The 21396-nt window shown below is 69.6% G+C and carries 23 protein-coding genes and 1 tRNA gene; 11 read left to right on the forward strand and 13 right to left on the reverse strand.

The features are described 5' to 3' along the window. Positions 1-31 precede the first annotated feature (31 nt). From AACG61_RS09735 to AACG61_RS09765, 7 genes are all read right to left on the reverse strand, one after another. Positions 32-775 carry a YebC/PmpR family DNA-binding transcriptional regulator gene (locus AACG61_RS09735; protein ID WP_411836943.1) on the reverse strand — a complete coding sequence of 248 codons (744 nt, stop codon included), beginning with the start codon at positions 773-775 and terminating at the stop codon, positions 32-34. A 144-nt stretch (positions 776-919) separates the two neighbouring features. Next, the gene (locus tag AACG61_RS09740) at positions 920-1147 is read right to left on the reverse strand and encodes a hypothetical protein (RefSeq protein WP_411836944.1); all 228 of its coding nucleotides are present in this window, start codon (positions 1145-1147) and stop codon (positions 920-922) included. Positions 1148-1275: 128 nt separating this feature from the next. Beyond that, positions 1276-3060 carry an SLC13 family permease gene (locus AACG61_RS09745; protein WP_411836945.1) on the reverse strand — a complete coding sequence of 595 codons (1785 nt, stop codon included), beginning with the start codon at positions 3058-3060 and terminating at the stop codon, positions 1276-1278. 100 nt (positions 3061-3160) lie between these two features. After that, positions 3161-3976: a TIGR00282 family metallophosphoesterase gene (locus tag AACG61_RS09750; RefSeq protein WP_411836946.1), complete on the reverse strand. Its 816-nt coding sequence runs from the start codon at positions 3974-3976 to the stop codon at positions 3161-3163. A 106-nt stretch (positions 3977-4082) separates the two neighbouring features. Further along, positions 4083-4289: a cold-shock protein gene (locus AACG61_RS09755; protein ID WP_411836947.1), complete on the reverse strand. Its 207-nt coding sequence runs from the start codon at positions 4287-4289 to the stop codon at positions 4083-4085. Positions 4290-4520: 231 nt separating this feature from the next. Beyond that, positions 4521-4595 (reverse strand) — tRNA-Thr (locus AACG61_RS09760). A gap of 44 nt (positions 4596-4639) precedes the next feature. Next, positions 4640-6328 carry an ABC transporter permease gene (locus AACG61_RS09765; RefSeq protein ID WP_411836948.1) on the reverse strand — a complete coding sequence of 563 codons (1689 nt, stop codon included), beginning with the start codon at positions 6326-6328 and terminating at the stop codon, positions 4640-4642. A 114-nt stretch (positions 6329-6442) separates the two neighbouring features. Between AACG61_RS09765 and AACG61_RS09770 the strand changes: the two genes are divergently transcribed. After that, complete coding sequence (locus tag AACG61_RS09770; RefSeq protein ID WP_411836949.1) at positions 6443-7318, forward strand: hypothetical protein; 876 nt, start codon at positions 6443-6445, stop codon at positions 7316-7318. A 13-nt stretch (positions 7319-7331) separates the two neighbouring features. Here AACG61_RS09770 and AACG61_RS09775 read toward each other — a convergent pair whose 3' ends face one another. Beyond that, on the reverse strand, positions 7332-7583 hold the full coding sequence (locus tag AACG61_RS09775) for a DUF2312 domain-containing protein (RefSeq protein ID WP_411836950.1): 252 nt from the start codon (positions 7581-7583) through the stop codon (positions 7332-7334). Between the two features lie 111 nt (positions 7584-7694). On the opposite strand from AACG61_RS09775, the gene AACG61_RS09780 reads away from it, so the two are divergent. The 10 genes from AACG61_RS09780 (at position 7695) to AACG61_RS09825 (ending at position 16173) form a co-directional block, all read left to right on the forward strand. Next, the gene (locus AACG61_RS09780) at positions 7695-7922 is read left to right on the forward strand and encodes a hypothetical protein (protein ID WP_411836952.1); all 228 of its coding nucleotides are present in this window, start codon (positions 7695-7697) and stop codon (positions 7920-7922) included. 7 nt (positions 7923-7929) lie between these two features. Beyond that, the gene (gene dtd / locus AACG61_RS09785) at positions 7930-8379 is read left to right on the forward strand and encodes a D-aminoacyl-tRNA deacylase (protein WP_411836953.1); all 450 of its coding nucleotides are present in this window, start codon (positions 7930-7932) and stop codon (positions 8377-8379) included. Between the two features lie 383 nt (positions 8380-8762). Further along, on the forward strand, positions 8763-10004 hold the full coding sequence (locus tag AACG61_RS09790; RefSeq protein ID WP_411839493.1) for a DEAD/DEAH box helicase: 1242 nt from the start codon (positions 8763-8765) through the stop codon (positions 10002-10004). Between the two features lie 89 nt (positions 10005-10093). Next, positions 10094-10666 carry a thymidine kinase gene (locus AACG61_RS09795; RefSeq protein WP_411836954.1) on the forward strand — a complete coding sequence of 191 codons (573 nt, stop codon included), beginning with the start codon at positions 10094-10096 and terminating at the stop codon, positions 10664-10666. An 87-nt stretch (positions 10667-10753) separates the two neighbouring features. Next, entirely contained in the window at positions 10754-11908 is a 1155-nt protein-coding gene (locus AACG61_RS09800) for a D-alanyl-D-alanine carboxypeptidase family protein (RefSeq protein ID WP_411836955.1), read from the forward strand. Then, complete coding sequence (tmk, locus tag AACG61_RS09805; RefSeq protein ID WP_411836956.1) at positions 11908-12504, forward strand: dTMP kinase; 597 nt, start codon at positions 11908-11910, stop codon at positions 12502-12504. Before AACG61_RS09800 ends, tmk begins: the two co-directional genes overlap by 1 nt. A gap of 59 nt (positions 12505-12563) precedes the next feature. Further along, complete coding sequence (locus tag AACG61_RS09810) at positions 12564-13610, forward strand: DNA polymerase III subunit delta' (protein ID WP_411839494.1); 1047 nt, start codon at positions 12564-12566, stop codon at positions 13608-13610. A 3-nt stretch (positions 13611-13613) separates the two neighbouring features. Beyond that, positions 13614-14408 (forward strand): TatD family hydrolase, encoded by a 795-nt coding sequence (locus AACG61_RS09815; protein WP_411836957.1) that lies wholly within the window; start codon positions 13614-13616, stop codon positions 14406-14408. Next, a complete protein-coding gene (locus tag AACG61_RS09820) occupies positions 14405-15232 on the forward strand; it encodes an MBL fold metallo-hydrolase (protein ID WP_411836958.1) in 828 nt (275 codons plus the stop codon). The genes AACG61_RS09815 and AACG61_RS09820 overlap by 4 nt, the downstream gene beginning before the upstream one ends. Further along, positions 15229-16173: an AEC family transporter gene (locus tag AACG61_RS09825; protein WP_411836959.1), complete on the forward strand. Its 945-nt coding sequence runs from the start codon at positions 15229-15231 to the stop codon at positions 16171-16173. The genes AACG61_RS09820 and AACG61_RS09825 overlap by 4 nt, the downstream gene beginning before the upstream one ends. Before the next feature lie 91 nt (positions 16174-16264). On the opposite strand, the gene AACG61_RS09830 is transcribed toward AACG61_RS09825, so the two are convergent. The 5 genes from AACG61_RS09830 to AACG61_RS09850 form a co-directional block, all read right to left on the reverse strand. After that, entirely contained in the window at positions 16265-16825 is a 561-nt protein-coding gene (locus AACG61_RS09830) for a hemerythrin domain-containing protein (protein ID WP_411836960.1), read from the reverse strand. Next, complete coding sequence (locus AACG61_RS09835; RefSeq protein WP_411836961.1) at positions 16822-17772, reverse strand: ABC transporter permease; 951 nt, start codon at positions 17770-17772, stop codon at positions 16822-16824. The genes AACG61_RS09830 and AACG61_RS09835 overlap by 4 nt, the downstream gene beginning before the upstream one ends. Before the next feature lie 5 nt (positions 17773-17777). Beyond that, positions 17778-19076, reverse strand: coding sequence for an ABC transporter permease (locus AACG61_RS09840; RefSeq protein WP_411839495.1), 1299 nt, complete (start codon positions 19074-19076; stop codon positions 17778-17780). A 57-nt stretch (positions 19077-19133) separates the two neighbouring features. Next, the gene (locus tag AACG61_RS09845) at positions 19134-20210 is read right to left on the reverse strand and encodes an ABC transporter substrate-binding protein (protein ID WP_411836962.1); all 1077 of its coding nucleotides are present in this window, start codon (positions 20208-20210) and stop codon (positions 19134-19136) included. Between the two features lie 99 nt (positions 20211-20309). Next, on the reverse strand, positions 20310-21380 hold the full coding sequence (locus AACG61_RS09850) for an ABC transporter substrate-binding protein (RefSeq protein WP_411836963.1): 1071 nt from the start codon (positions 21378-21380) through the stop codon (positions 20310-20312). Positions 21381-21396 lie beyond the last annotated feature (16 nt).

Raw genomic sequence — 21396 nt, forward strand, 5'->3', positions numbered from 1 at the left:
GGCCGCGTGGCAGCGCGGCCCGACCCGGTCGTCACAGCTGGTCGGCGATCTCCTGCGAGATGTCGAAGTTGCCGGTGACGGTCTGCACGTCGTCGTCATCCTCCAGCGTGTCGATCAGCTTCATCAGCTTCTGGGCGGTCTCCAGGTCGGTGACCTCGGTCGGGGCCTGGGGCTTCCAGATCAGCTTGGCCGTCTCGGATTCACCCAAGGAGGCCTCCAGCGCGCTCGAGACCTCGTTCAGCGCGGTATCGGCGCAGTAGATCCAGTGAGCCTCGTCATCGGACTGCACATCGTCGGCACCGGCCTCCAGCGCGGCCATCATCACCGTGTCCGCGTCACCCGCCGACAGCGGATACTGGATCTCGCCCACGCGGTCGAACATGAAGCTGACCGAGCCGGTCTGCCCCATGTCGCCGCCCGACTTGGTGAAATAGCTGCGCACGTTCGACGCGGTGCGGTTGCGGTTGTCGGTCATCGCCTCCACGACCAGCGCGATGCCGCTCGGGCCATAGCCCTCATAGCGGATCTCGTCATAGGTCTCGGCGTCGTTGCCCTGCGACTTCTTGATGGCGCGGTCGATCACGTCCTTGGGGACGGATTTCGACTTGGCCTCCTTGACCGCCAGCCGCAGGCGCGGGTTCTTTTCGGGGTCGGGGTCGCCCATCTTGGCGGCGACGGTGATCTCCTTGGCCAGCTTGGAGAACAGCTTGGACCGCAGCTTGTCCTGCCGGCCCTTGCGGTGCTGGATGTTGGCCCATTTGGAATGCCCTGCCATGTCGGGTCGTCCTTCGTCGTGCGGAATGCGGAAAACTGGCCCGCTTCTAGTCCAGCCTGCCCCCCCATCGCAAGCCGTCGCGCACAAACGCGAACGCGGCCCCGGGGGGCCGCGCGTGTCAGGCTGCCGCTCCGGGGGCCTGCGTCAGAGGACGGCGGCGCCGCCCAGGATGCGGCGGATCTCTCCGTCGCGGGTCAGACCCTTCGCGGCCAGTTCCTGGTCGCTCAGCTGGTTCAGGCGGTTCAACGCGCGCATCTGCGGGCTGGCCTCGGCCATCGCGATCAGCAGGCGCCCCGCGGCGCGGAACGGCGCCAGCAGCGACGCGGCCGACAGGCCGGTGGACGAACGATCGACGGAAGCGGTGGTCGCCATGTGGAAACTCCTTGCGAATGACAAAGCCGTTTCCTCCCCTGCGCCCTAGATCGGGTCTCGGGGCGCGGACCGCAACCGCCGATGCTGCATGGCAGCATTGCAGTTGCGGAAACCGCGTCATCCTGTCCTCAGGGCACCAGCGGCCAGATGAACGGAATGATCGCGCAGGCGACCAGCCCGCAGATGATGTCCAGCGGCACGCCGACCCGCACAAAGTCCGAGAAGCGGTAGCCGCCCGGCCCATAGACCATCATGTGCGTCTGATAGCCGATGGGCGTCGCGAAAGCGACGGTGGCCGAGAACATCACCGCGACCACATAGGGCCGCGGATCGTGGCCCAGGGACTGCGCCAGCGCGATGGCGATGGGGGTCAGCAGCACGGCGACGGCATTGTTCGACAGGACCTCGGTCAGGACCAGCCCCAGGAAATAGACCGCCAGCAGCGTGGCGAAGGGCGGCAGGCCCTGCAGGAACGGCGCGACGGTATCCACGATCAGCGCGACGGTGCCAGTATGCTCCAGCGCCTCGCCCACGGCCAGCATGGCAAAGATCATCGCCATCAGGCGTCCGTCGACGAAGCTGAACGCCTCCTCGGCATCGACGCAGCGGGTGATCAGGATCACCGCCGCGGCCAGGAAGGACAGCGCCAGGATGGGCGCCACGTCCAGCGCGGCCAGCGTCACCACCGCCAGCAGGCAGACGATGGCGATGGGTGCGCGGTTGCGGCGATAGGCGCGGGCCGAGGGGCGCGAGACGTCGACCATCTCCATGTCGGTGGCCAGGCGGCCGATATCCTCGGGCGCGCCCTCCAGCAGCAGCGTGTCGCCCACCCGCACCACCAGGTCGTCCAGCTGCCGGCCGATGTTCTGGTTGCGGCGATGCGCGGCCAGGACATAGATGCCATAGCGCCGCCGCAGGCGCAGGTCGCCCAAGCGGCGCCCGATCATGTGGCAGCCCGGTGAGATCAGCACCTCGACCGTCTCGGTCGCGACCGAGCCCAGCTTGTCCAGCATCTGCAGGTTCTTGTTATCCAGCATCTCCAGCAGGTCGGCCATCTCGGAGCGCAGCACGACCCGGTCGCCCGGCTCGAGCACCACCTCGGCCAGGTTGCGGCGCAGCGAGGCGTCGCCGCGCAGCACGTCGATCAGCCGCACCGCGTCACGCTTGAACAGCGCGACCTCGGTCACGTTCTGCCCGACCAGGCTGGAATCATGGGGGATGGCGACCTCGGTGAAGTACTTCATCTCGCGCCGCGCGCCCAGGAAGCCGGCCAGCGACGTCCGCTCGGGCAGCAGCTTGCGCCCGATCAGCATGAAGTAGGCGATGCCCGCGAGGGTGATCGCGACGCCCACGGGCGCGATCTCGAAGATGGTGAAGGGCTCCATGCCGCGATCGCGCGCCACCCCGTCCACCAGCAGGTTGGTCGAGGTGCCGATCAGCGAGATCATGCCGCCCATGATGGTGAAATAGCTGAGTGGCATCAGCAGCTTGGAGGGAGAAGTTCCAAGGCGCAGGGCAAGCTGGATGCAGATCGGGATCATCACCGCGACGACGGGGGTGTTGTTCATCACCGCCGATGCGACGATGACGAAGCCGAAGAGGCTGGCCACCGCCATCATCGGATTGCTGTCGGCCTGCGCCGAGACCAGCGCCGACATCCGGTCCAGCGCGCCGGTGCGCATCAGCCCGCCCATCAGCAGGTACATGAAGGCGATCGTCCAGGGCGCGGCGTTCGACAGCACGCCCGCCGCATCCTCGACCGGCAGCAGGCCCAGCACCATCATCGTCGCCGCCGAGGCGATGGCGATCACCTCGGGCGGGTGCTTCTCGCGGATGAACAGGATGAAGGTGATCGCGACGATGATGAGCATCGCGATGGAAGCCGTGGTCCCGGCCAGTTCAAAGCCAAGCATGAAAATCCCGTCCGCTCTCGGGCCTTCTCGGGACCCCGTTCCGCCGGTTTAGAACATCGCTCCGCGCGCCCGCAAGCGAAACATGAGAAGAATCTTCTCCTCAGGCCGGATGCGTCGGGGCCAGCCGCCCCCCGTCCCGCACCGGCTGCACGCTGCGCGCCTGACCCGTGCGGTCGTCGGTCTCGACCAGGACGCCCGATAGGGTCGCCTCGCCCTCGGCCGGGGTGAAGCGTTCGCGCGTCATTCCGGTGATGAAGCGGCGCAGCGGCTCGACCTTGTCCATGCCGATGACGCTGTCATAGTCGCCGCACATCCCCGCATCCGACAGATAGGCCGTCCCCCGCGGCAGGATCTGCGCGTCGGCGGTCGGCACATGGGTGTGGGTGCCGACGACCAGGCTGGCGCGGCCGTCGCAGAAATGGCCGACGGCCATCTTCTCGCTGGTGGCCTCGGCATGGATGTCGACCAGGGCTGCCTGGACCATCCCGCCCGGCGGATGCGCGCGCAGCACCCCGTCCAGCGCCGAGAACGGGTCGTCATAGGGCCGCGACATGAACACCTGGCCCAAGGCCTGCACGATCAGCGCCTTGCGCCCGCGCGCGTCGCTGATGATCGCGTGCCCGCGCCCCGGCGCCTCGCGCGCGAAGTTCAGCGGGCGGACGATGCGCGGCTCGCGGTCGATGAAGGTCATCATGTCCTTCTGATCGAAGGCATGGTCGCCGAGCGTCAGGCAATCCGCGCCCGATTCCAGCAACAGCTGGGCGTGGCCTGCGGTCACCCCGCGCCCGCCGCTGGCGTTTTCCGCATTCACGACCACCAGGTCGGCCTTCAGCCGGGCGCGCAGCCCCGCCAGCCGTTCGGTGATCCCCCGACGGCCGGACCGGCCCATCACATCGCCAAGAAACAGGATTTTCATGCCGCCCTGCTACTGCAGAACCGCGCGGGCCTCAAGGCGCATGAAAAAAGGGCCGCCCCGCGCGGGGGCAGCCCTTTCGATCCCGTCGCCCGAAGGCGCGTCGGGATCAGACGAACTGGACGTTCGTCGCCGATTCGCGACCGTCGCGGCCACGCTCCAGCTCATAGGTCACCTTCTGACCGTCGGCGGGGGCCTGCAGGCCGGCGCGCTCGAGCGCCGAGATGTGCAGGAAAACGTCCTGGCGGCCGCCTTCCGGCTGAATGAAGCCGAAGCCTTTGGTGCTGTTGAACCATTTCACGGTGCCGTTGGCCATCGTGAGATCTCCTGTCTAGTGTGCCACCCGCAGTATGCAGTGGCTTGGCCGTCAGATTAACAAAGCAGACTGAAGGCAGAAGCAGACAGGATGCAGAGAATATAACGTAGCAGGGACAAGATAGGCGACCCGCCCCCCTGTTGCAAGGGAAACCTGCCGCCATGCCGCGAAACCGCCGATGTTCGGATCGCGGAGGCCCCTGCGCCACGGATCGGATGTCGCGGATGATGATGGTGCCGGTTGAGGGATTTGAACCCCCGACCCCCTGATTACAAATCAGACGCTCTACCACTGAGCTAAACCGGCACGCCTGCCGGATTACCAAGCTGCGCGATCCCGCGCAAGCACGCTCAGCCGCGGTCGCGGCCCAGATCGGTGCGCGTCAGCAGCGCCACCGCCGCTAGCCCCACCGCCATCACCAGCAGCGCCGCCGGGGCGGCGTTGCCCAGATCTTCGAGGCTCGCGCGTTCATGGGTGCGGGTGGCCAGGGTCTCGAAGTTGAAGGGGCGCAGAAGCAACGTGGCGGGCAGTTCCTTGACGCAATCGACGAAGACCAGAAGCAGCGCCGCGCCCACGGATCCGCGCATCATCGGCAGGAACACCGCACGCAGCACGCCTGCATCGTCGCGCCCGAGCGACCGCGCCGCCATGGGCAGCGACGGCGGCACGCGGGTGAAGGCCGCGTCGATCGCCCCCTGCCCGATGGCGAAGAAGCGCACCAGATAGGCCAGCACGATGGCCGTCCCAGTCCCCGTCAGGATCAGCCCGGGATCGGTCCCGGTCAGCGCCAGCCAGCCATCCGCGACCCGGTGGTCCAGCGCGGCCAGCGGGATCAGCAGGCCCACCGCCAGCACCGCCCCCGGCGCGGCATAGCCGATGGTGGTGACCGGCATCAGCAGCCGCGGCAGCGCCCGGCCCGACAGGCGCGTGCCATAGACCATGACCAGCGCGCCCAGCACCGTCAGCACCGCCGCCGCCGCGCCAAGCGAGGTCGTGTGCCAGGCCGCGCGGCCCAGTCCCGGCGTCAGCCAGCCCTGCGGATAGGACAGCGCATAGGTCGCGATCACCCCCACCGGCAGCACGAAGCCCATCACGAAGGGCAGCGCGCAGGCCAGCGTCGCGGCCCATCCCGCCGCCCCGCGCAGTCGCTGCCGCTGGATCGGACGGGGCTGGCGGGCGCTTTGGTGATAGCGGGCATTGCGGCGGGCGAACCGCTCCCACAGGGAGAGAAGCACGATGATGGCCAGCATCGCCGTGGCGATCTGCGCGGCGCCACCCGCGTTGCGCCGCTCCAGCCAGGTGGTGAAGATGCCGGTGTTCAGGGTCTGCACGCCGAAATAGCTGACCACGCCGTAATCGGCCACGGCCTCCATCATGGCGATGGCCGCGCCCGCGACGATGGCGGGCCGCGCCAAAGGCAGGCCCACGCGGGCGAAGAGGCCCCAGGGGCCGGTGCCCAGGGCGCGCGCGACCTCGTAGGCGCTGCCCGACTGCTCGTGCAGCGCCGTCCGCGTCAGCAGATAGACGTAAGGATAGAGCGCCGAGGCCAGAACGACCACCGCCGCCTCCAGCGAGCGGATGCGCGGGAACCAGTAGTCGCGGGCCGTCTCCCATCCGAACCAGCCGCGCAGGGCGATCTGGACCGGGCCGGAATAGTCCAGGAAATCGGCCAGCGCATAGGCGCCGATATAGGCCGGCACGGCCAGCGGCAGCAGCAGCAGCCATTGCAGCGCGCCGCGGCCCGGAAAGTCGTGCATGCTGACCAGCCACGCCGCCCCCGTCCCCATCGCCGCCGCCAGAAGCCCCGTCCCCAGGGCCAGCGCGACCGTGTTGCCGAAGTAGCGCGGCATGACGGTGGACATCAGGTGCGGCCAGATGTTGTCGGTCGGATTGGCCGCCAGCCACAGGACCGACAGCACCGGCATCAGCACCAGCGCCGCCACCGCGATCGCCGCCAGCGACCAGCCCCGCCCGCCCGTCCGGCGCAGGGCGTGATCGTGACGGCGCGGGCGTGTCGGGGCGTCTGCGGTCCGGGTCATGCCCGACCGGATAGGGCAAACCGGTTTGACTGTCCACGCCGGACGGCTAATCTGCGCGCAGCCGCCGCAACCGCAGGACAAGACGGCACGGCACAGCAAGGAACGGGGACAGCGATGCAGATGGTTTTCCACATGGGGGTGCATGGCACCGATGGCGACCGGCTGCTCAAGACGCTGCTGAACAACCGGGCGCTGCTGCAGAAGGGCGGCACCGAGGTCGTCACCCCGAACCGCCATCGCGGCCTGTTCGAGGAGGCGCTGAAGTCGCTGAACGGCGGGGTCGCCACCCCCGAGATGGAACAGATCATGCTGGACGCCATGCTGGAGAGCGACGAGCCGGCGCGGGTGGTGATGTCCACCCCCACCTTCATGGGCGCGCCGGGCCGGGCGGTGGGCCGCGAGGGCCTGTATCCGCAGATCGGGCAGCGCGCGGCGGCGCTGTCGCGGCTGTTCCCGTCCGCCCGGACTGAGTTCTTCGTGGCGATCCGCAACCCGGCCGTGCTGCTCAGCGAGGTCCTGCCGCAGTTCAGCGGCGGCGGCTATGACGACCTGATGCAGGGCTGCCATCCGATGCAGCTGCGCTGGCGCGACGCGATCCAGCGGCTGGTGCGCGCGGCCCAAGGGCGGCGCGTGGTGATCTGGTGCCACGAGGACGTGCCGCTGATCTGGCCCGAGGTGGTGCGCCTGGCCGCGGCCCTGCCGGGCGATGCGCCGCTGTCGGGGGGGCTTCTCTACATGCACGACCTTCTGGGCGACATCGGCATCGCGCGGCTGCGCGACGCGATGGCGGGGCGCGACCAGATGACCGTCGCGCAGCGCCGGACGCTGTACCGCGAGGTCCTGGCCGCGCATGCCCTGCCGGGGACGCTGGACCAGGACATCACCCTGCCCGGCTGGACGCAGGAGCTGGTGGACCAGGTCACCCACGCCTATCGCGACGACGTGGCCGAGATCGCGGTCCTGCCGGGCGTGGAGTTCATCCTGCCCTGAGGGCGACGGCCCCTCAGGCCATGCCCAGGGCGGCCTTGTACATCTCCAGGATGGCCTCCTCCTCGGCGATGTCGTCCTTGTCGCGCTTGCGCAGCGAGATGATCTGCTTCATCACCTTGGTGTCGTATCCGCGGGCCTTGGCCTCGGCCATCACCTCCTTCTGGCGTTCGGCGATGTCCTTCTTCTCGGCCTCGAGCTGCTCGAACTGCTCGATGAACTGGCGCAGCTCGTCGGCGGCCACCCCGTAGGCTTGATCGTCCTGCATCGGATTCGTCCCTTCTTCCGCGTTTGCACCGGGTGTTAGGCGGTCTTGTTGCGCGGTGCAATCGCCGCTAGGGGACGGTCGCGAAACCCCGCCTTGCGCAAGGAGACGACCATGACCCTGTTCGACTGGATCATCTGGAGCGGCGCGGCCCTGACCCTGTTCGGGCTGGGCGCGCTGGTGTGGTGCATCTGGACCGTCAGCCGCGCCCGCGCGCAGGGGCTGGACGACGCGGCGCTGCGCGAGCGGATGCGCGGCGTGCTGGCCGTGAACATGGGCGCGCTGGCGGCCTCGGTCATCGGCCTGATGATGGTCGTCATCGGCATCGTTCTGGCGCGGTGACCCGGCGATGCGGGTCCTGATCCAGCGCGTCGCCGAAGCCCATGTCACCGTCGACGCCCAGATCGTGGGGCGGACGGGACCGGGCCTGCTGATCCTGGCCTGCGCCATGCGGGGCGACGACGACGCGACCGCCACGGCACTGGCCGGGCGGGTCGCGCGGCTGCGCATCTTTCGCGACGATCAGGGGCGGATGAACCGATCGCTCCTGGACACGGGCGGCACGGCGCTGGTCGTCAGCCAGTTCACCCTGGCCGCCGATACGCGCAGCGGCAACCGCCCCGGCTTCTCCTCGGCCGCCGCACCCGAGGACGGGCGCGCGCTCTACGAACGCTTCGCGCAGGCGCTGCGCGATCTGGGCGTCGCCACGGAGACCGGACGCTTTGGCGCGGACATGCAGGTGGCGCTGGTCAATGACGGGCCGGTCACGATCTGGATGGACAGCGCGGACCGGGCCTGACCCCGCCCGGACCCGACAGGGGTTGACTTTCGCGTCGTTTCGGCCCATCTGACCCCCATCGCCGTCCGCTGCCGCGTGAGCAGCCTTGGGCCCCTGCCCGATGACGCCGACACCCAATCCAGTTTCCCATTCACGCGGGGAGGCAGCAGGCATCCTCGTATCGCGCCTGCACCCCTGCCACCGGCCGCGCCCCGCGCGTGGCCCCTGCCCTTGCGTCCGATACGGGGGATGCAAGCGGACGAAAGATCCTGATGGAACAGAACAACACCCGCCGCCGCCCCAACCGTGGCGGCAAGTCCACCCCCGCCCGTGCGCCGATCCAGGCCAATGAGGGCCGCCGCGCCCCCGCCCGCGAACCCGTCATCACCGGTCCCTTCGCGGATATGGGGATCGACCACCGCATCAACGCCAACATCATCGCCATGGGCCTGACCACGCCCACGCCGATCCAGGAACAGGGCATCCCCGCCATCGTGCAGGGCCGCGACGTGCTGGGCCTGGCCCAGACCGGCACCGGCAAGACGGCGGCCTTCGGCCTGCCGATGCTGACCCGCCTGATCAATTACGGCAAAAAGCCCGACCCCAAGACCTGCCGCGCGCTGATCCTGGCGCCGACCCGCGAGCTGGCCACCCAGATCGCGACGAACATCGACGCCTATGCCGAAGGCACGCCGATCCGGTCGTTCCGCGTCGTGGGCGGTGCCTCGATCAACACCCAGACCGAGCGTCTGTCGCGCGGCGTGGACGTGCTGATCGCGACGCCGGGCCGCCTGATGGACCTGATCGAGCGTCGCGCGATCAGCCTTGAGGCCACCACCTATCTGGTGTTGGACGAGGCTGACCAGATGCTGGACATCGGCTTCATCCACACGCTGCGCAAGATCGCGCGGATGCTGCCCAAGGAACGCCAGACGCTGATGTTCTCGGCCACCATGCCGAAGCTGATGTCCGAGCTGTCGGACACCTACCTGACCAACCCGGTCAAGGTGGCCGTCAACCCGCCGGGCCAGGCCGCCAAGAAGATCGAGCAGGGCGTCCACTTCGTCAGCCAGGGCGACAAGGCCACCCTTCTGGCCGAATACATGTCCAAGCACACCAACGAGCTGGCCATGGTCTTTGGCCGCACCAAGCACGGCTGCGAGAAGCTGGCCAAGCTGCTGGAGAAGTGGGGCTTTGCCGTCGCCGCGATCCACGGCAACAAATCGCAGGGTCAGCGCGAGCGCGCCCTGGAGGCCTTCCGCCGCGGCGAAACCAAGGTCCTGGTCGCGACCGACGTGGCCGCCCGCGGTCTGGACATCCCCGAGGTCGCGCATGTCTACAACTATGACCTGCCGAACGTCCCCGAGAACTATGTCCACCGCATCGGGCGGACCGCGCGTGCGGGCCGTGACGGCCGCGCCGTGGCCTTCTGCTCGCCCGCCGAGTTGGGCGAACTGCGCGCCATCGAGAAGGCGATGAAGAACGCCATCCCGGTGATCGGCGGGACCGTGCCCTCGGCCGCGATGGCCGCGGCGGCAGGTCCGGCCGGCGGCGTCCAGCGCGGTCGCGGCAAGCCGATGGACGGGGCCGCGCAGAAGCGTCCGGCCCGCCGCCCCTCGCGCGCGCCGAAAAGCCGCCAGGCCTGACATTCCGGACCGAACCCGAGCGGCGGCAGAGCGATCTGCCGCCGCTTTCGCTTGCGAGGGGCGGGGCGCGCGGGTAAGCGGCTGGCCTCATGGCCAAGCTCTATTTCCACTACTCCACGATGAACGCCGGCAAGAGCACGCTGCTGCTGCAGGCCTCCTACAACTACCGCGAACGCGGCATGGCGACGCTGCTGCTGACGGCGGCGCTGGACGACCGCGCGGGACAGGGGCGCATCGCCAGCCGCATCGGCATCGCCGACGCGGCCGCGACCTTCGACAGCGCCAGCGACCTGATGGCGATGGTCGCCGATGCCGCGCCCCGCCCGGCCTGCGTCTTCATCGACGAGGCGCAGTTCCTGACCCGCGACCAGGTCTGGCAGCTGGCCCGCGTCGCCGACGACCTGAACATCCCGGTGATGTGCTATGGCCTGCGCGTCGATTTCCGGGGCGAGCTGTTTCCCGGATCGGCCGCGCTGCTGGCCCTGGCCGACGACATGCGCGAGGTGCGCACCATCTGCCATTGCGGCAAGAAGGCCACCATGGTCATCCGCCGCGACGACCAAGGCCGCGCCATCACCGAAGGCGCGCAGGTCCAGGTCGGCGGGAACGAGACCTATGTCTCGCTCTGCCGCAGGCACTGGCGCGAGGCCACCGGCGGGTGATCACGATTTCCGCCCCGCGCCCCTGTCGCGTTGCGGGCACGCGGGGGTTGATGTAACCATCGCGGAAAACCGGAAGGGGACAAGACGATGCGGGCATTCCTGATGGCGGCGGCGGCGGCGATGGCGCTGGCGGGACCGGCCGGGGCCTTCGACACCACGGCGCGCGCGGCCTGGGTCTATGACATGCAGACCGGCACCGTGCTGATGGAGAAGGACGCCGACGTGGCCCTGCCGCCCGCGTCGATGTCCAAGCTGATGACCCTGACCATGCTGTTCGAGGCGCTGCGCGACGGGCGCGTGACCATGGACACGACCTTCCCGGTGTCCGAGAAGGCCTGGCGCATGGGCGGCTCCAAGATGTTCGTCGAGCCCGCCGACCGCCCCACGGTCGAGGAGCTGATCCACGGCATCATCATCAATTCGGGCAACGACGCCTGCGTGGTGGTCGCCGAAGGGCTGGCCGGCACCGAGGAGGCCTTCGCCCGCCGCATGACCGAACGCGCGGCCCAGCTGGGCCTGACCGAGACGACGCTGGTCAATTCCTCCGGCTGGCCTGCCGAGGGGCATGTGATGTCCACCCGCGACCTGGGGCTGCTGGCGGAATACATGATCCGCGAATTCCCCGACCTCTATCCGCAATTCGCGATGACCGAGTTCAACTACAAGGGCCGGGTGCCGTCGAACGCGGGCAACCGCAACCCGCTGCTGCGCATCGGCGGGGCCGACTGGACCGCCGACGGACTGAAGACCGGCCACACCCAGGAGGCCGGATACGGCCTGGTCGGGTCGGCCGTCCAGGACGGGCGCCGGGTGATCTTCGTCATCACCGGCCTTGAGACCGAGCGTGCGCGGGCCGAGGAATCCGAGCGTCTGGTGAACTGGGCCTTCCGCGAGTTCTCCATGCGCAGCCTGGTTCCCGCCGGAGAGGACGTGGTGCAGGCCCCGGTCTGGCTGGGCACGCGCGACCGCGTCGGGCTGACGACGCGGGACGGCGTGAACGTGCTGGTCCCCGCGGGCGTCGCCGATCAGGTCAAGGTCGAGGTGGTCTACGACTCGCCCCTGCCCGCGCCCATCGCGCGCGGTGATCAGGTCGGCCGCCTGGTTGTGACCATTCCCGGCACCGCCGACACGATCACGCCGCTGATCGCCACCGACGACATCCCCGAGGCGGGCTTTCTGGGCCGCATGAAGGGCGCGGTGATGCAGCTGGGCCAACGCGCCGTCAGCGCCGTCACCGGCTGATGCTGATCAGCCTGGAGGGCATCGACGGCTGCGGCAAGTCCACGCAGGCGCGCCTGCTCGCGCAGCACCTGCGCGAGGCGGGCCGCGACGTCGTGCTGACCCGCGAGCCCGGCGGCAGCCCCGGCGCCGAGGAGATCCGCCGCCTGCTGGTCGAGGGCGCGGGCGAACGCTGGTCGGCCGAGACGGAATGCCTGCTGTTCACCGCCGCCCGCCGCGACCATCTGGAGCGCACCATCCGCCCCGCCCTGCAGGCGGGCCGCGTCGTCGTGACCGACCGCTTTGCCGACAGCACCCGCGTCTATCAGGGCGCGGCGCGGGGCGAGCTGCGCGATCTGGTCGACCGGCTGCACGCGCTGATGATCGGGGTCGAGCCCGACCGGACCTTCGTCATCGACATCCCCCCCGCCACCGGCCTCGCCCGCGGCGCGGCGCGCGGCGGTGCCGAGGATCGCTTCGAGAGCCTGGGCCTGGGCTTTCAGGAGCGTCTGGCGCGGGGCTTTCGCGACCTGGCAGCCGAGCATCCGGGCCGGGTCCGCCTGATCGACGGCAGCGGCACGCCCGAGGACGTCGCCGCCCGCATCCGCGCCGCGCTGTGAAGGGCGCCCCCGACGACATCCCCGAGCCCGACCGCGTGCCGGGCGCACCGCATCCGCGAATGACGCCGCGGGTGATCGGACAGGACGCGGCCGTCGGCGCCTTCGTCGAGGCCGCGCAGGGCGACCGGCTGCATCACGCCTGGCTGCTGACGGGCCCGCGCGGGGTGGGCAAGGCGACGCTGGCCTGGGCCATCGCGCGCTGGCTGCTGGCCGGGTCCGACAGCCCTACCCTGTCGGTCGACGCCTCCCTGCCCGAGGCGCGCCGCATCGCAGCCCTGTCCGAGCCGCGGCTGATGCTGATCCGCAGGCCTTGGGACGACAAGGCCGGACGGCTGCGCGCCGAGATCACCGTGGATGAGATCCGCCGCCTGCTGTCCTTCTTCCACCTGTCCTCGGCCGAGGGCGGTCGCCGCATCGCCATCATCGACGCCGCCGACGAGATGAATACCGCCGCCGCCAACGCCCTGCTGAAGGTGCTGGAGGAGCCGCCGGCCGACGCGCTGATCCTGATGATCGCGCATCAGCCCGCCCGGCTTCTGCCCACGATCCGCTCGCGCTGCCGGACGCTGCGCCTGTCGCCCCTGCCCCCGCGCCGCATGGCGGAGATCCTGTCGGACCTGGGCATCGACGAGGATGCCGAACCGCTGGCCGCGCTGTCGGACGGCTCGGTCGGAGAGGCGCTGCGCCTGGCCGGCCAGGGGGGGCTGGACCGCTATCAGCAGCTGGTCGACCTGTTCGCCACCCTGCCCCGGCTGGACCGGCTGGCGGCGGCGGGCTTTGCGGATGGCGCCGCGGGCCGGGCGGGCGCCGAGGGCGACCCGTTCGACCTGACCATCACCGTCCTCGACCGCTTCCTGACGCGGCTGGCGCGGGCCGGTCTGATGGGCCCGCCCCTGCCGCAGGCCGCGTCCGGCGAAGGCGCGCTGATGGCGCGGCTCTCGCCCGACGATCATGCCGCGCGGATCTGGGCCGAGGCGCAGGCGCGCCTCTCGGCCCGGGCGCGGGCCGGGCGGGCGGTCAATCTTGACCCTGCCGCGCTGGTGATGGATATGGTCCTGGAGCTGGCGCAGCTGCCGCCCGCGCAAGCGTCCCTGACCAAGGCCTGACCGATGAGTGATGCGGCCCTCCGGCTGACCGACAGCCATTGCCACCTGGATTTCCCCGATTTCGACGGAGAGCATGACGCCCTGATCGCGCGGGCGCGGGCGGCGGGCGTGCATCGCATGGTCACCATCTGCACCCGCCTGCGCCAGGAACCCGCCGTCCGCGCGCTGGCGGAGGCGCATGACGGCGTCTTCTACGCCGCGGGCACCCACCCGATGAGCGTCGCCGAGGAGCCGATGGTCACGGTCGATCAGCTGGTGGCGCTGGCCGCGTATCCTAAATTCGTGGGCATCGGAGAGACCGGCCTCGACTATCACTACACCGCCGAAAGCGCCGCCGCCCAGCAGGAGAGCCTGCGCATCCATATCGAGGCCGCGCGCCGCACGGGCCTGCCGCTGATCATCCACGCCCGCGACGCGGACGAGGACATGGCACGCATCCTGACCGAGGAACATCGCGCCGGCGCCTTCGGCTGCGTGATGCACTGCTTCAGCTCGACCCCGGCGCTGGCGCGCGCGGCACTGGATCTGGGCTTCTATCTGTCGATGTCGGGCATCGCGGCGTTCCCGCGCTCGCAGGACCTGCGCGACATCTTCGCGGCCGCACCCCTGGACCGCATCCTGGTCGAGACCGACAGCCCCTATCTGGCCCCGCCCCCCCATCGCGGCCGCCGGAACGAGCCCGCCTATGTCGCCCACACCGCCGCCGTCGGCGCGCAGGTCTTCGACCTGACCCCGGCCGCCTTCGCCGCCGCGACCGAGGCGAATTTCGAACGCCTGTTCCCCAAGGCCACGCGATGAGCGCCACGATCCGCGCCACCATCCTGGGCTGCGGATCGTCGGGCGGTGTGCCCAGGCTTGGCAACCGGTGGGGCGCCTGCGATCCGGCCGAGCCGCGCAACCGCCGCCGCCGCTGCTCGCTGCTGGTCGAACGCGACGGGCCGGGGGGCACGACGCGGGTGCTGATCGACACCGGCCCCGATCTGGTGCCGCAGCTTCTGGACGCGGATGTCGCGGTGCTGGACGCGGTCGTCTACACCCACGCCCATGCCGACCATGTCCACGGCATCGACGACCTGCGGCAGCTGGTCTACAACGCCCGCCGCATGCTGCCGCTCTGGGCGGACGACCCCACCGCGGCGGCGCTGACCGAACGCTTCGGCTACGTCTTCCAGACGCCGGAGGGCAGCCAGTATCCGCCCATCTGCGACCTGAACCGGATCGACGGGCCGGTCACCATCGACGGCCCCGGCGGCGCGGTGACGCTGCACCCGTTCCGCGTCCAGCACGGAGAGATCACCGCCCTGGGCTTCCGCATCGGCGGGCTGGTCTATCTGCCCGACGTCTCCGACATCCCCGATGCCGCCTGGCCGCTGATCCAGGACGCGCCGGTCTTCGTCATCGACGCGCTGCGCCCCGAGCCCCATCCCAGCCACGCCCATCTGGCGCTGGCGCTGGACTGGATCGCCCGCGCCCGCAGCCCGCGCGCCGTGCTGACGAATATGCATCTGGACATGGACTATGCCACGGTGCGCGACACCACGCCCGCCCATGTCGAACCCGCATATGACGGCATGCGCATCACCTGCACCGCAGACGGCCCGGCGGCGTCGCACCCGGCATGAGCGCCCTGTTCGAGATCATCCTGCCGGTCTTCCTGATCGTGGGTTTCGGCTATCTGGTGACCTGGCGCGGCTGGTTTTCGGCGGCCGCAGTGGACGGGCTGATGGGGTTTGCGCAGAACTTCGCGGTGCCCACGCTGCTCTTCGTGTCGATGGCCCGGCTGGATCTGGGGACCGAATTCCGCGCGGGCCTGCTGATCCCCTTCTATCTGGGCGCCTTCGCGGCCTACGGGCTGGGCTGGGCGGGCGCGCGGCTGGTGCTGAAGCGGTCGGCGGTGGACAGCGTCGCGATCGGCTTCGTCTGCCTCTTCTCCAACAGCCTGCTCCTGGGCATTCCGATCACGGAACGCGCCTATGGGCCGGATGCGCTGGCCGGCAACTGGGCGATCATCGCGCTGCACTCGCCGCTGCTCTACACATTCGGCATCACGGTGATGGAGTTCACCCGCGCCCGCGGCAGCGGCCTGTCGGTCGGCCGGGTGGCGCTGCGCGCGCTGACGGGCGTGCTGCGCACCAGCCTGGTCATCGGCATCCTGTCCGGCCTCTCGGTGAACCTGATGATGCAGGCGGGCCTCGTGCTGCCGCAGGGTTTCTGGGACGCGGTCGACATGATCGCGCGCGCAGCCCTCCCGGCGGCGCTCTTCGGTCTGGGGGGTGTCCTCTATCGCTATCGGCCCGAGGGCGACATGACCGCCATCGCGCTCTGCTGCACGGCCAGCCTGATCCTGCACCCCGCGATCGTCTTCGCCACGGCGCATCTGGGCGGGCTGGACCGTGACGGGATGCGCTCGGCGGTGATGACGGCGGCCATGGCACCGGGGGTGAACGCCTATCTCTTCGCCAACATCTATGGCGCGGCGCGACGGGTCGCGGCCTCGGCGGTGCTGATCGCGACGGCGCTCTCGACGCTCACCATCTGGATGTGGCTCAGCCTGCTGCCCTGACGCGATGCGGGGGTCCGGGGGGCCGCAGGCTCCCCGGCGGGGGGTGCGGGGGGCTGGCCCCCCGCCCTCGCGGGACGCAAGCCGCGGCACGTCAGATCGGCACGCGCAACGCCCCCAGAGGCTCCTCCAGCGCCCGCTCCTCATAGCCGAAATGCGACCGGATCGCCCGGTCCAGCACCGCGAACCGCTCCGCGCACAGGTCCAGCGCCGCCTTGCCCCGATCCGCGACCAGCGCCTGCGCCGCCTCATGCAGCGCGCCGATCAGGCGGTGGATCACCTCGTGCTCGTCCATCAGCCGCCGGATCACCGGCGCCAACGCCGCCCCGCCCCGCTCGACCAAGGCCGGAAACATCCACTGCTCCTCGATGTCGTGATGGTTCTGCAAAAGCGCGCAGTCGCGCCCGCAGGCGGTGCCGAACCGCGCCATGTTGCGCGCCAGCGCCGTCCCGGCCACCGCGGGCGCGACCAGCGCGGGATCGGCCTGCGCGGCCCGGACCTCGGCCAGCAGCCGCGCCACGGCATCCAGTTCGGCCCGGTACATGTCGTGGATCGCGGCCAGTCGGCGGCCATAAGCACGCTCGGCCCGCGTGATGGCGGGATAGGACGGGGGCGCGGGGCGCGCGCCCTCGTCCTCCAGCTCCTCCGGCGTCATCGGGGCGTGACGCCCCGGATGCGCTCGGAGCGGCGGCGCAGCAGCTCGACCGTGGTCAGAAGCGCGATCGAGAAGATCACCAGCAGCGTCGCCACCGCCAGGATGGCCGGGCTGATCTGCTCGCGGATGCCGTTCCACATCTGGCGCGGAATGGTCTGCTGATCGGGTCCGGCGATGAACAGCACCGCCACCACCTCGTCGAACGAGGTCACGAAGGCGAACAGCGCCCCCGACACCACGCCGGGCAGGATCAGCGGCATCGTCACCTTGAAGAAGGTCGTGCGCGGGTTCGCCCCCAGGCTGGCGGCCGCCCGGTTCAGCGACTGATCGAACCCTACCAGCGTCGCCGTCACGGTGATGATCACGAAGGGAATGCCCAAGGTCGCATGGGCCAGGATCACCCCCAGATAGGTCCCCGCCAGCCGCCCGCATTCCGGCGACAGACCGATCAGCGTCAGCAACTCGCAGGGGTTTGAGTAGAAGAAGAACATCCCCGTGGCGGTGATGATCAGCGGCACGATCATCGGAGAGATCAGGATCGCCATGATCGCCCGGCGGAAGGGCATTTCGGGGCGCGACAGGCCCAGGGCCGCCAGCGTCCCCAGCACCGTCGCCACCAGCGTCGAGAAGACGCCGATGATGATCGAGTTCTTGGCCGCCTGCACCCATTTCGCATTCGCCCAGGCATCCGACCAGAAGGCCCAGCCCGTCGAATCCGGGTTCTGCATCCCGAAGGTCAGCAGGCTGGAATACCACCGCATGCTGTAGCCGTCGGGGTCGAGCGACAGCATCCGGTCGGTGAAGGTGAAGTAGGGCTCGGCATTGAAGGACAGCGGGATGATCACGATGATCGGCGCGATCAGGAAGACGAAGATCAGCGCGCAGATCGTCAGGCGGGCGTAATGCCACAGGCGTTCCAGCGGGCTTGCATAGGTCGGAAGGGCCATTCGCGCTATCCCAGTTTCAGGTTGTCGACGCCGACAAGGCGGTCATAGAGCCAGTAGAGGACCAGCACCGCGCCCAGCAGCAGGGCTGCCAGCGCCGCCGCCATGGACCAGTTCAGCGTGCCGGTCATGTGCTGCGCGATCATGTTCGAGATCAGCTGCCCCGACGATCCGCCGACCAGCGCGGGCGTGATGTAGTAGCCGACAGCCAGGATGAAGACCAGCATTGCCCCCGCCCCCAGCCCCGGCAGCGTCTGCGGGAAATAGACCCGGCGGAAGGCCGTCCAGCTGGTCGCGCCGAGGCTGCGCGCCGCGCGGACATAGGACGGGTTGATCGTGCGCATCACCGAATAGAGCGGCAGGATCATGAAGGGCAGCAGGATATGCGTCATCGCGATGATCGTGCCGGTCTGGTTGTAGATCATCTGCAGCCGCTGGCCGCCGCCGATCACGCCCATCCAGACCAGGATGTCGTTCACCACCCCCTGCTGCTGCAGCAGCACCATCCAGGAGGTCGTGCGCACCAGCAGCGATGTCCAGAAGGGCAGCAGCACCAGGATCATCAGCAGGTTCGACTTGCGCATGGGCAGCGTCGCCAGCAGATGCGCGATGGGAAAGCCCAGCACGAAGGTCAGGCCGGTGATCACCGCCGACAGCCAGAAGGTGCGCCAGAACAGCGTCAGGTAGATTCGCTGCTGCTCCTCGACCTGCTGGACGCGGCCTTCGGTGTCGCGGGTGCGGTCCACGGCGGCCAGATAGAAGTTCGCGGTGATCGGCGTCGATGCCTCGCGCATCACCGACCACAGCTGCGGATCGCCCCAATCCTCGTTGATCTCCAGCAGCGCCTCGCGATAGGGCGGCTCCAGCCCGCGCCGCACCTGGCGGCCGGTCGAGGTGAACAGCGACCGCGTGCCCGGCATGTCATAGTTGATGCGCGTGCCGACGACGCCGATGTTGCGCGCCTCTGCGCTGGCGACCAGGTCCTGGGCCAGCGCGGTCCAGGCGGCCTCGTCCGGATCGGTGCCGCGCTCGGTCTGGGCGAACCAGGCCGAGACCTGCGGCATGTTGGCCGAGAACCCGTCATTGTAGAACGACCGCTGCAGCATCTGCCCGATCGGCACGACGAAGGTGATGACCACGAAGGCCAGAAGCGGCAGCACCAGCAGGAAGGCCCGCCTGCGCGCGCGGCGCTGGCTGCGGGCCAGCGCGCGGGCCAGGGGCTTGCCATCCGCGGTGGTCAGCGTCGCCCCCAAGCCCGAGGCGGTGGTGGCGATGGCGGCATGTGGATCAAGTGCGGCGTTCGCCATGTCGTCCCCGGCGGTCAGGGCCGCCACCCCCGCATCGGGGGGCGGCGGCGTTTCGGATCAGCTGGCGGCCAGCCAGCTGTTGAAGCGCTCGGTCAGCTCGGCCGAATGGTCGGCCCAGAATTCCGGGTCATCGGTGACGGCATTGGCCAGCGCCTCGGGGCTGGTCGGCATGTGCGGCGCCATCTCGGTGACGCCGTCCTGATAGAGCCCGACCAGCGCGTTCGACGACTGCCGGGCGGGACCATAGGCGATGTACTTCGCCTGATCGGCCAGCCGCTGCGTGTCGGTGGCGAATTTCAGGTACTCCATCGCCGCGTCCGGGTTGGGCGCATCGACCGGGATCACGAACATGTCCATGTCCAGGTACTGGCCGTCCCAGATGATGCCGAAGGGCTGCTTCTCGGCGACCATCGCGTCGAAGGCGCGGCCGTTGTAGACGGTGGTCATGCTGACCTCGCCGTCGGCCAGCAGCTGCACGGGCTGGGCGCCGGCCTCCCACCAGACGGTGTCGGCCTTGATCGTGTCCAGCTTGGCGAAGGCGCGGTCCACGCCCTCAGGGGTGGAGAGTACGTCATAGACCTCGTCCGCGGGCACCCCGTCGGCGATCAGCGCCAGATACAGCGTACGCTTGGGGTTCTTGGGCAGACCGCGCTTGCCGGGGAAGGCCTCGGTGTCGAAGAAGTCGGCGGCGGTGGTCGGCGCGTTGCCCTCGAACTTGGTGGAGTTGTAGCTGATGACCGTGCCCCAGACGATGTTGGCCACCGCGCAGTCGCGCAGCGCGCCGGGCACGAAATCCTCGGCCGCGGGCGTGCCGTCGGGGGCCGCGGGCAGCGAGGCCGGGTCGATCTCGACCAGCGCGCCCTCGTCGCACAGGCGGATCGCGTCGCTGACCTCGACGTCGAAGACGTCGCCGGTGACGTTGCCCGCCTCGACCTGCGCGCGCAGCGGCGTGGCCGGGTTGTCGGCCGCGATCATGTTGACGGCGATGCCGGTCTCGGCGGTGAAGGGCTTGTTGTAGGCCTCGACCTGGCTGGTCTCGTAGGCGCCGCCCCAGGAGACGACGTTGACCTCCTGCGCGGAAGCGGCGAAGGCCAGGCCTGTCAGGGCCGTGGACAGGATCAGGGTGGTTCTCACGGTGGTTCTCCCGGTTGGATTGCATCGGGCGATTTTTTTTGCCCGTTGTCATTGGCCCCGAAGGGCGGACCGGGCGGACGCGCCGCCCGGCCTGAGGGGTCAGCTGGCCAGCCAGCTGTTGAAACGCTCGTTCAGCTCGGCATCGCGGTCGACCCAGAACTCCAGGTCGGACGCCAGGGCCGCGGCCATGTTGGCCTCGAAGGTGGGCAGGTTCGGACCCATCGGCTGATCGGTGCCCTCGATGTTGCCGACCAGCGCTGCGGCCGAGCGGCGCGGCGGACCATAGCTGATGAACTCGGCCGCCCGGGCCTGCGGCGCGGGGGCGGTGGTCCAGGCCACGAACTCCATCGCCTGCTCCAGGTTCGGCGCGCCCTTCGGGACGACCCAGCCCTCCATCTCATAGATCTGGGCGTCCCAGATGATCTCGAAGGGCTGACCGTCGGCCTGCGCCGCGTTGAAGATCCGGCCGTTGAAGGCATAGGCCATGCTGACCTCGCCATCGGCCAGCAGCTGCGGGGGCTGCGCGCCCGCCTCCCACCAGATCACGTCGGCCTTGATCGTGTCCAGTTTCGCGAAGGCGCGGTCGACCCCCTCGGGGGTGGCCAGCACCTCATAGACCTCGGCGGCGGGCACGCCATCCGCCATCAGCGCCAGTTCCAGGTTGAACTTGGCGCCCTTGCGCATGGTGCGCTTGCCGGGGAAGGCCTCCAGGTCGAAGAAGTCCGCGGGCGTCGCGGGCTTGGCCTCGGGGAAGGCGCTGTCGTTGAAGGCCAGGACCATCGAATAGACGTCGGTCGCGACGAAGCAGTCGGTCACCGCGCCCTCGATGAAGTCGTCGGCCGCGGCCGTCCCGTCCTCGGCCGGCAGCAGGATGGCGGGGTCGATCTCTTCCAGCGCGCCCTCGTCGCACAGCCGCACGGCGTCGGCATATTCGACCGAGGCCACGTCGATCGACACGTTCCCCGCCTCGACCTGCGCCTTGATCGGCGTGGCCGGGTTGTCGGCGTCCGACATGATCACGTTGACGCCGGTCTCGGCGGTGAAGGGCTTGGCATAGGCCTCCAGGTGGCTGTTGCCATAGGCCCCGCCCCAGGAGAGCAGGTTCACATCGGCCAGCGCCGGTCCACCGACCAGGCCGATCGCGGTGCTGAGGGCCAGAAATCGTTTCATCTCTAAGGTCTCCACG

Origin of the sequence: Paracoccus sp. ME4 (genome assembly GCF_046736325.1) — a bacterium.
Taxonomy (GTDB): Bacteria; Pseudomonadota; Alphaproteobacteria; order Rhodobacterales; family Rhodobacteraceae; genus Paracoccus.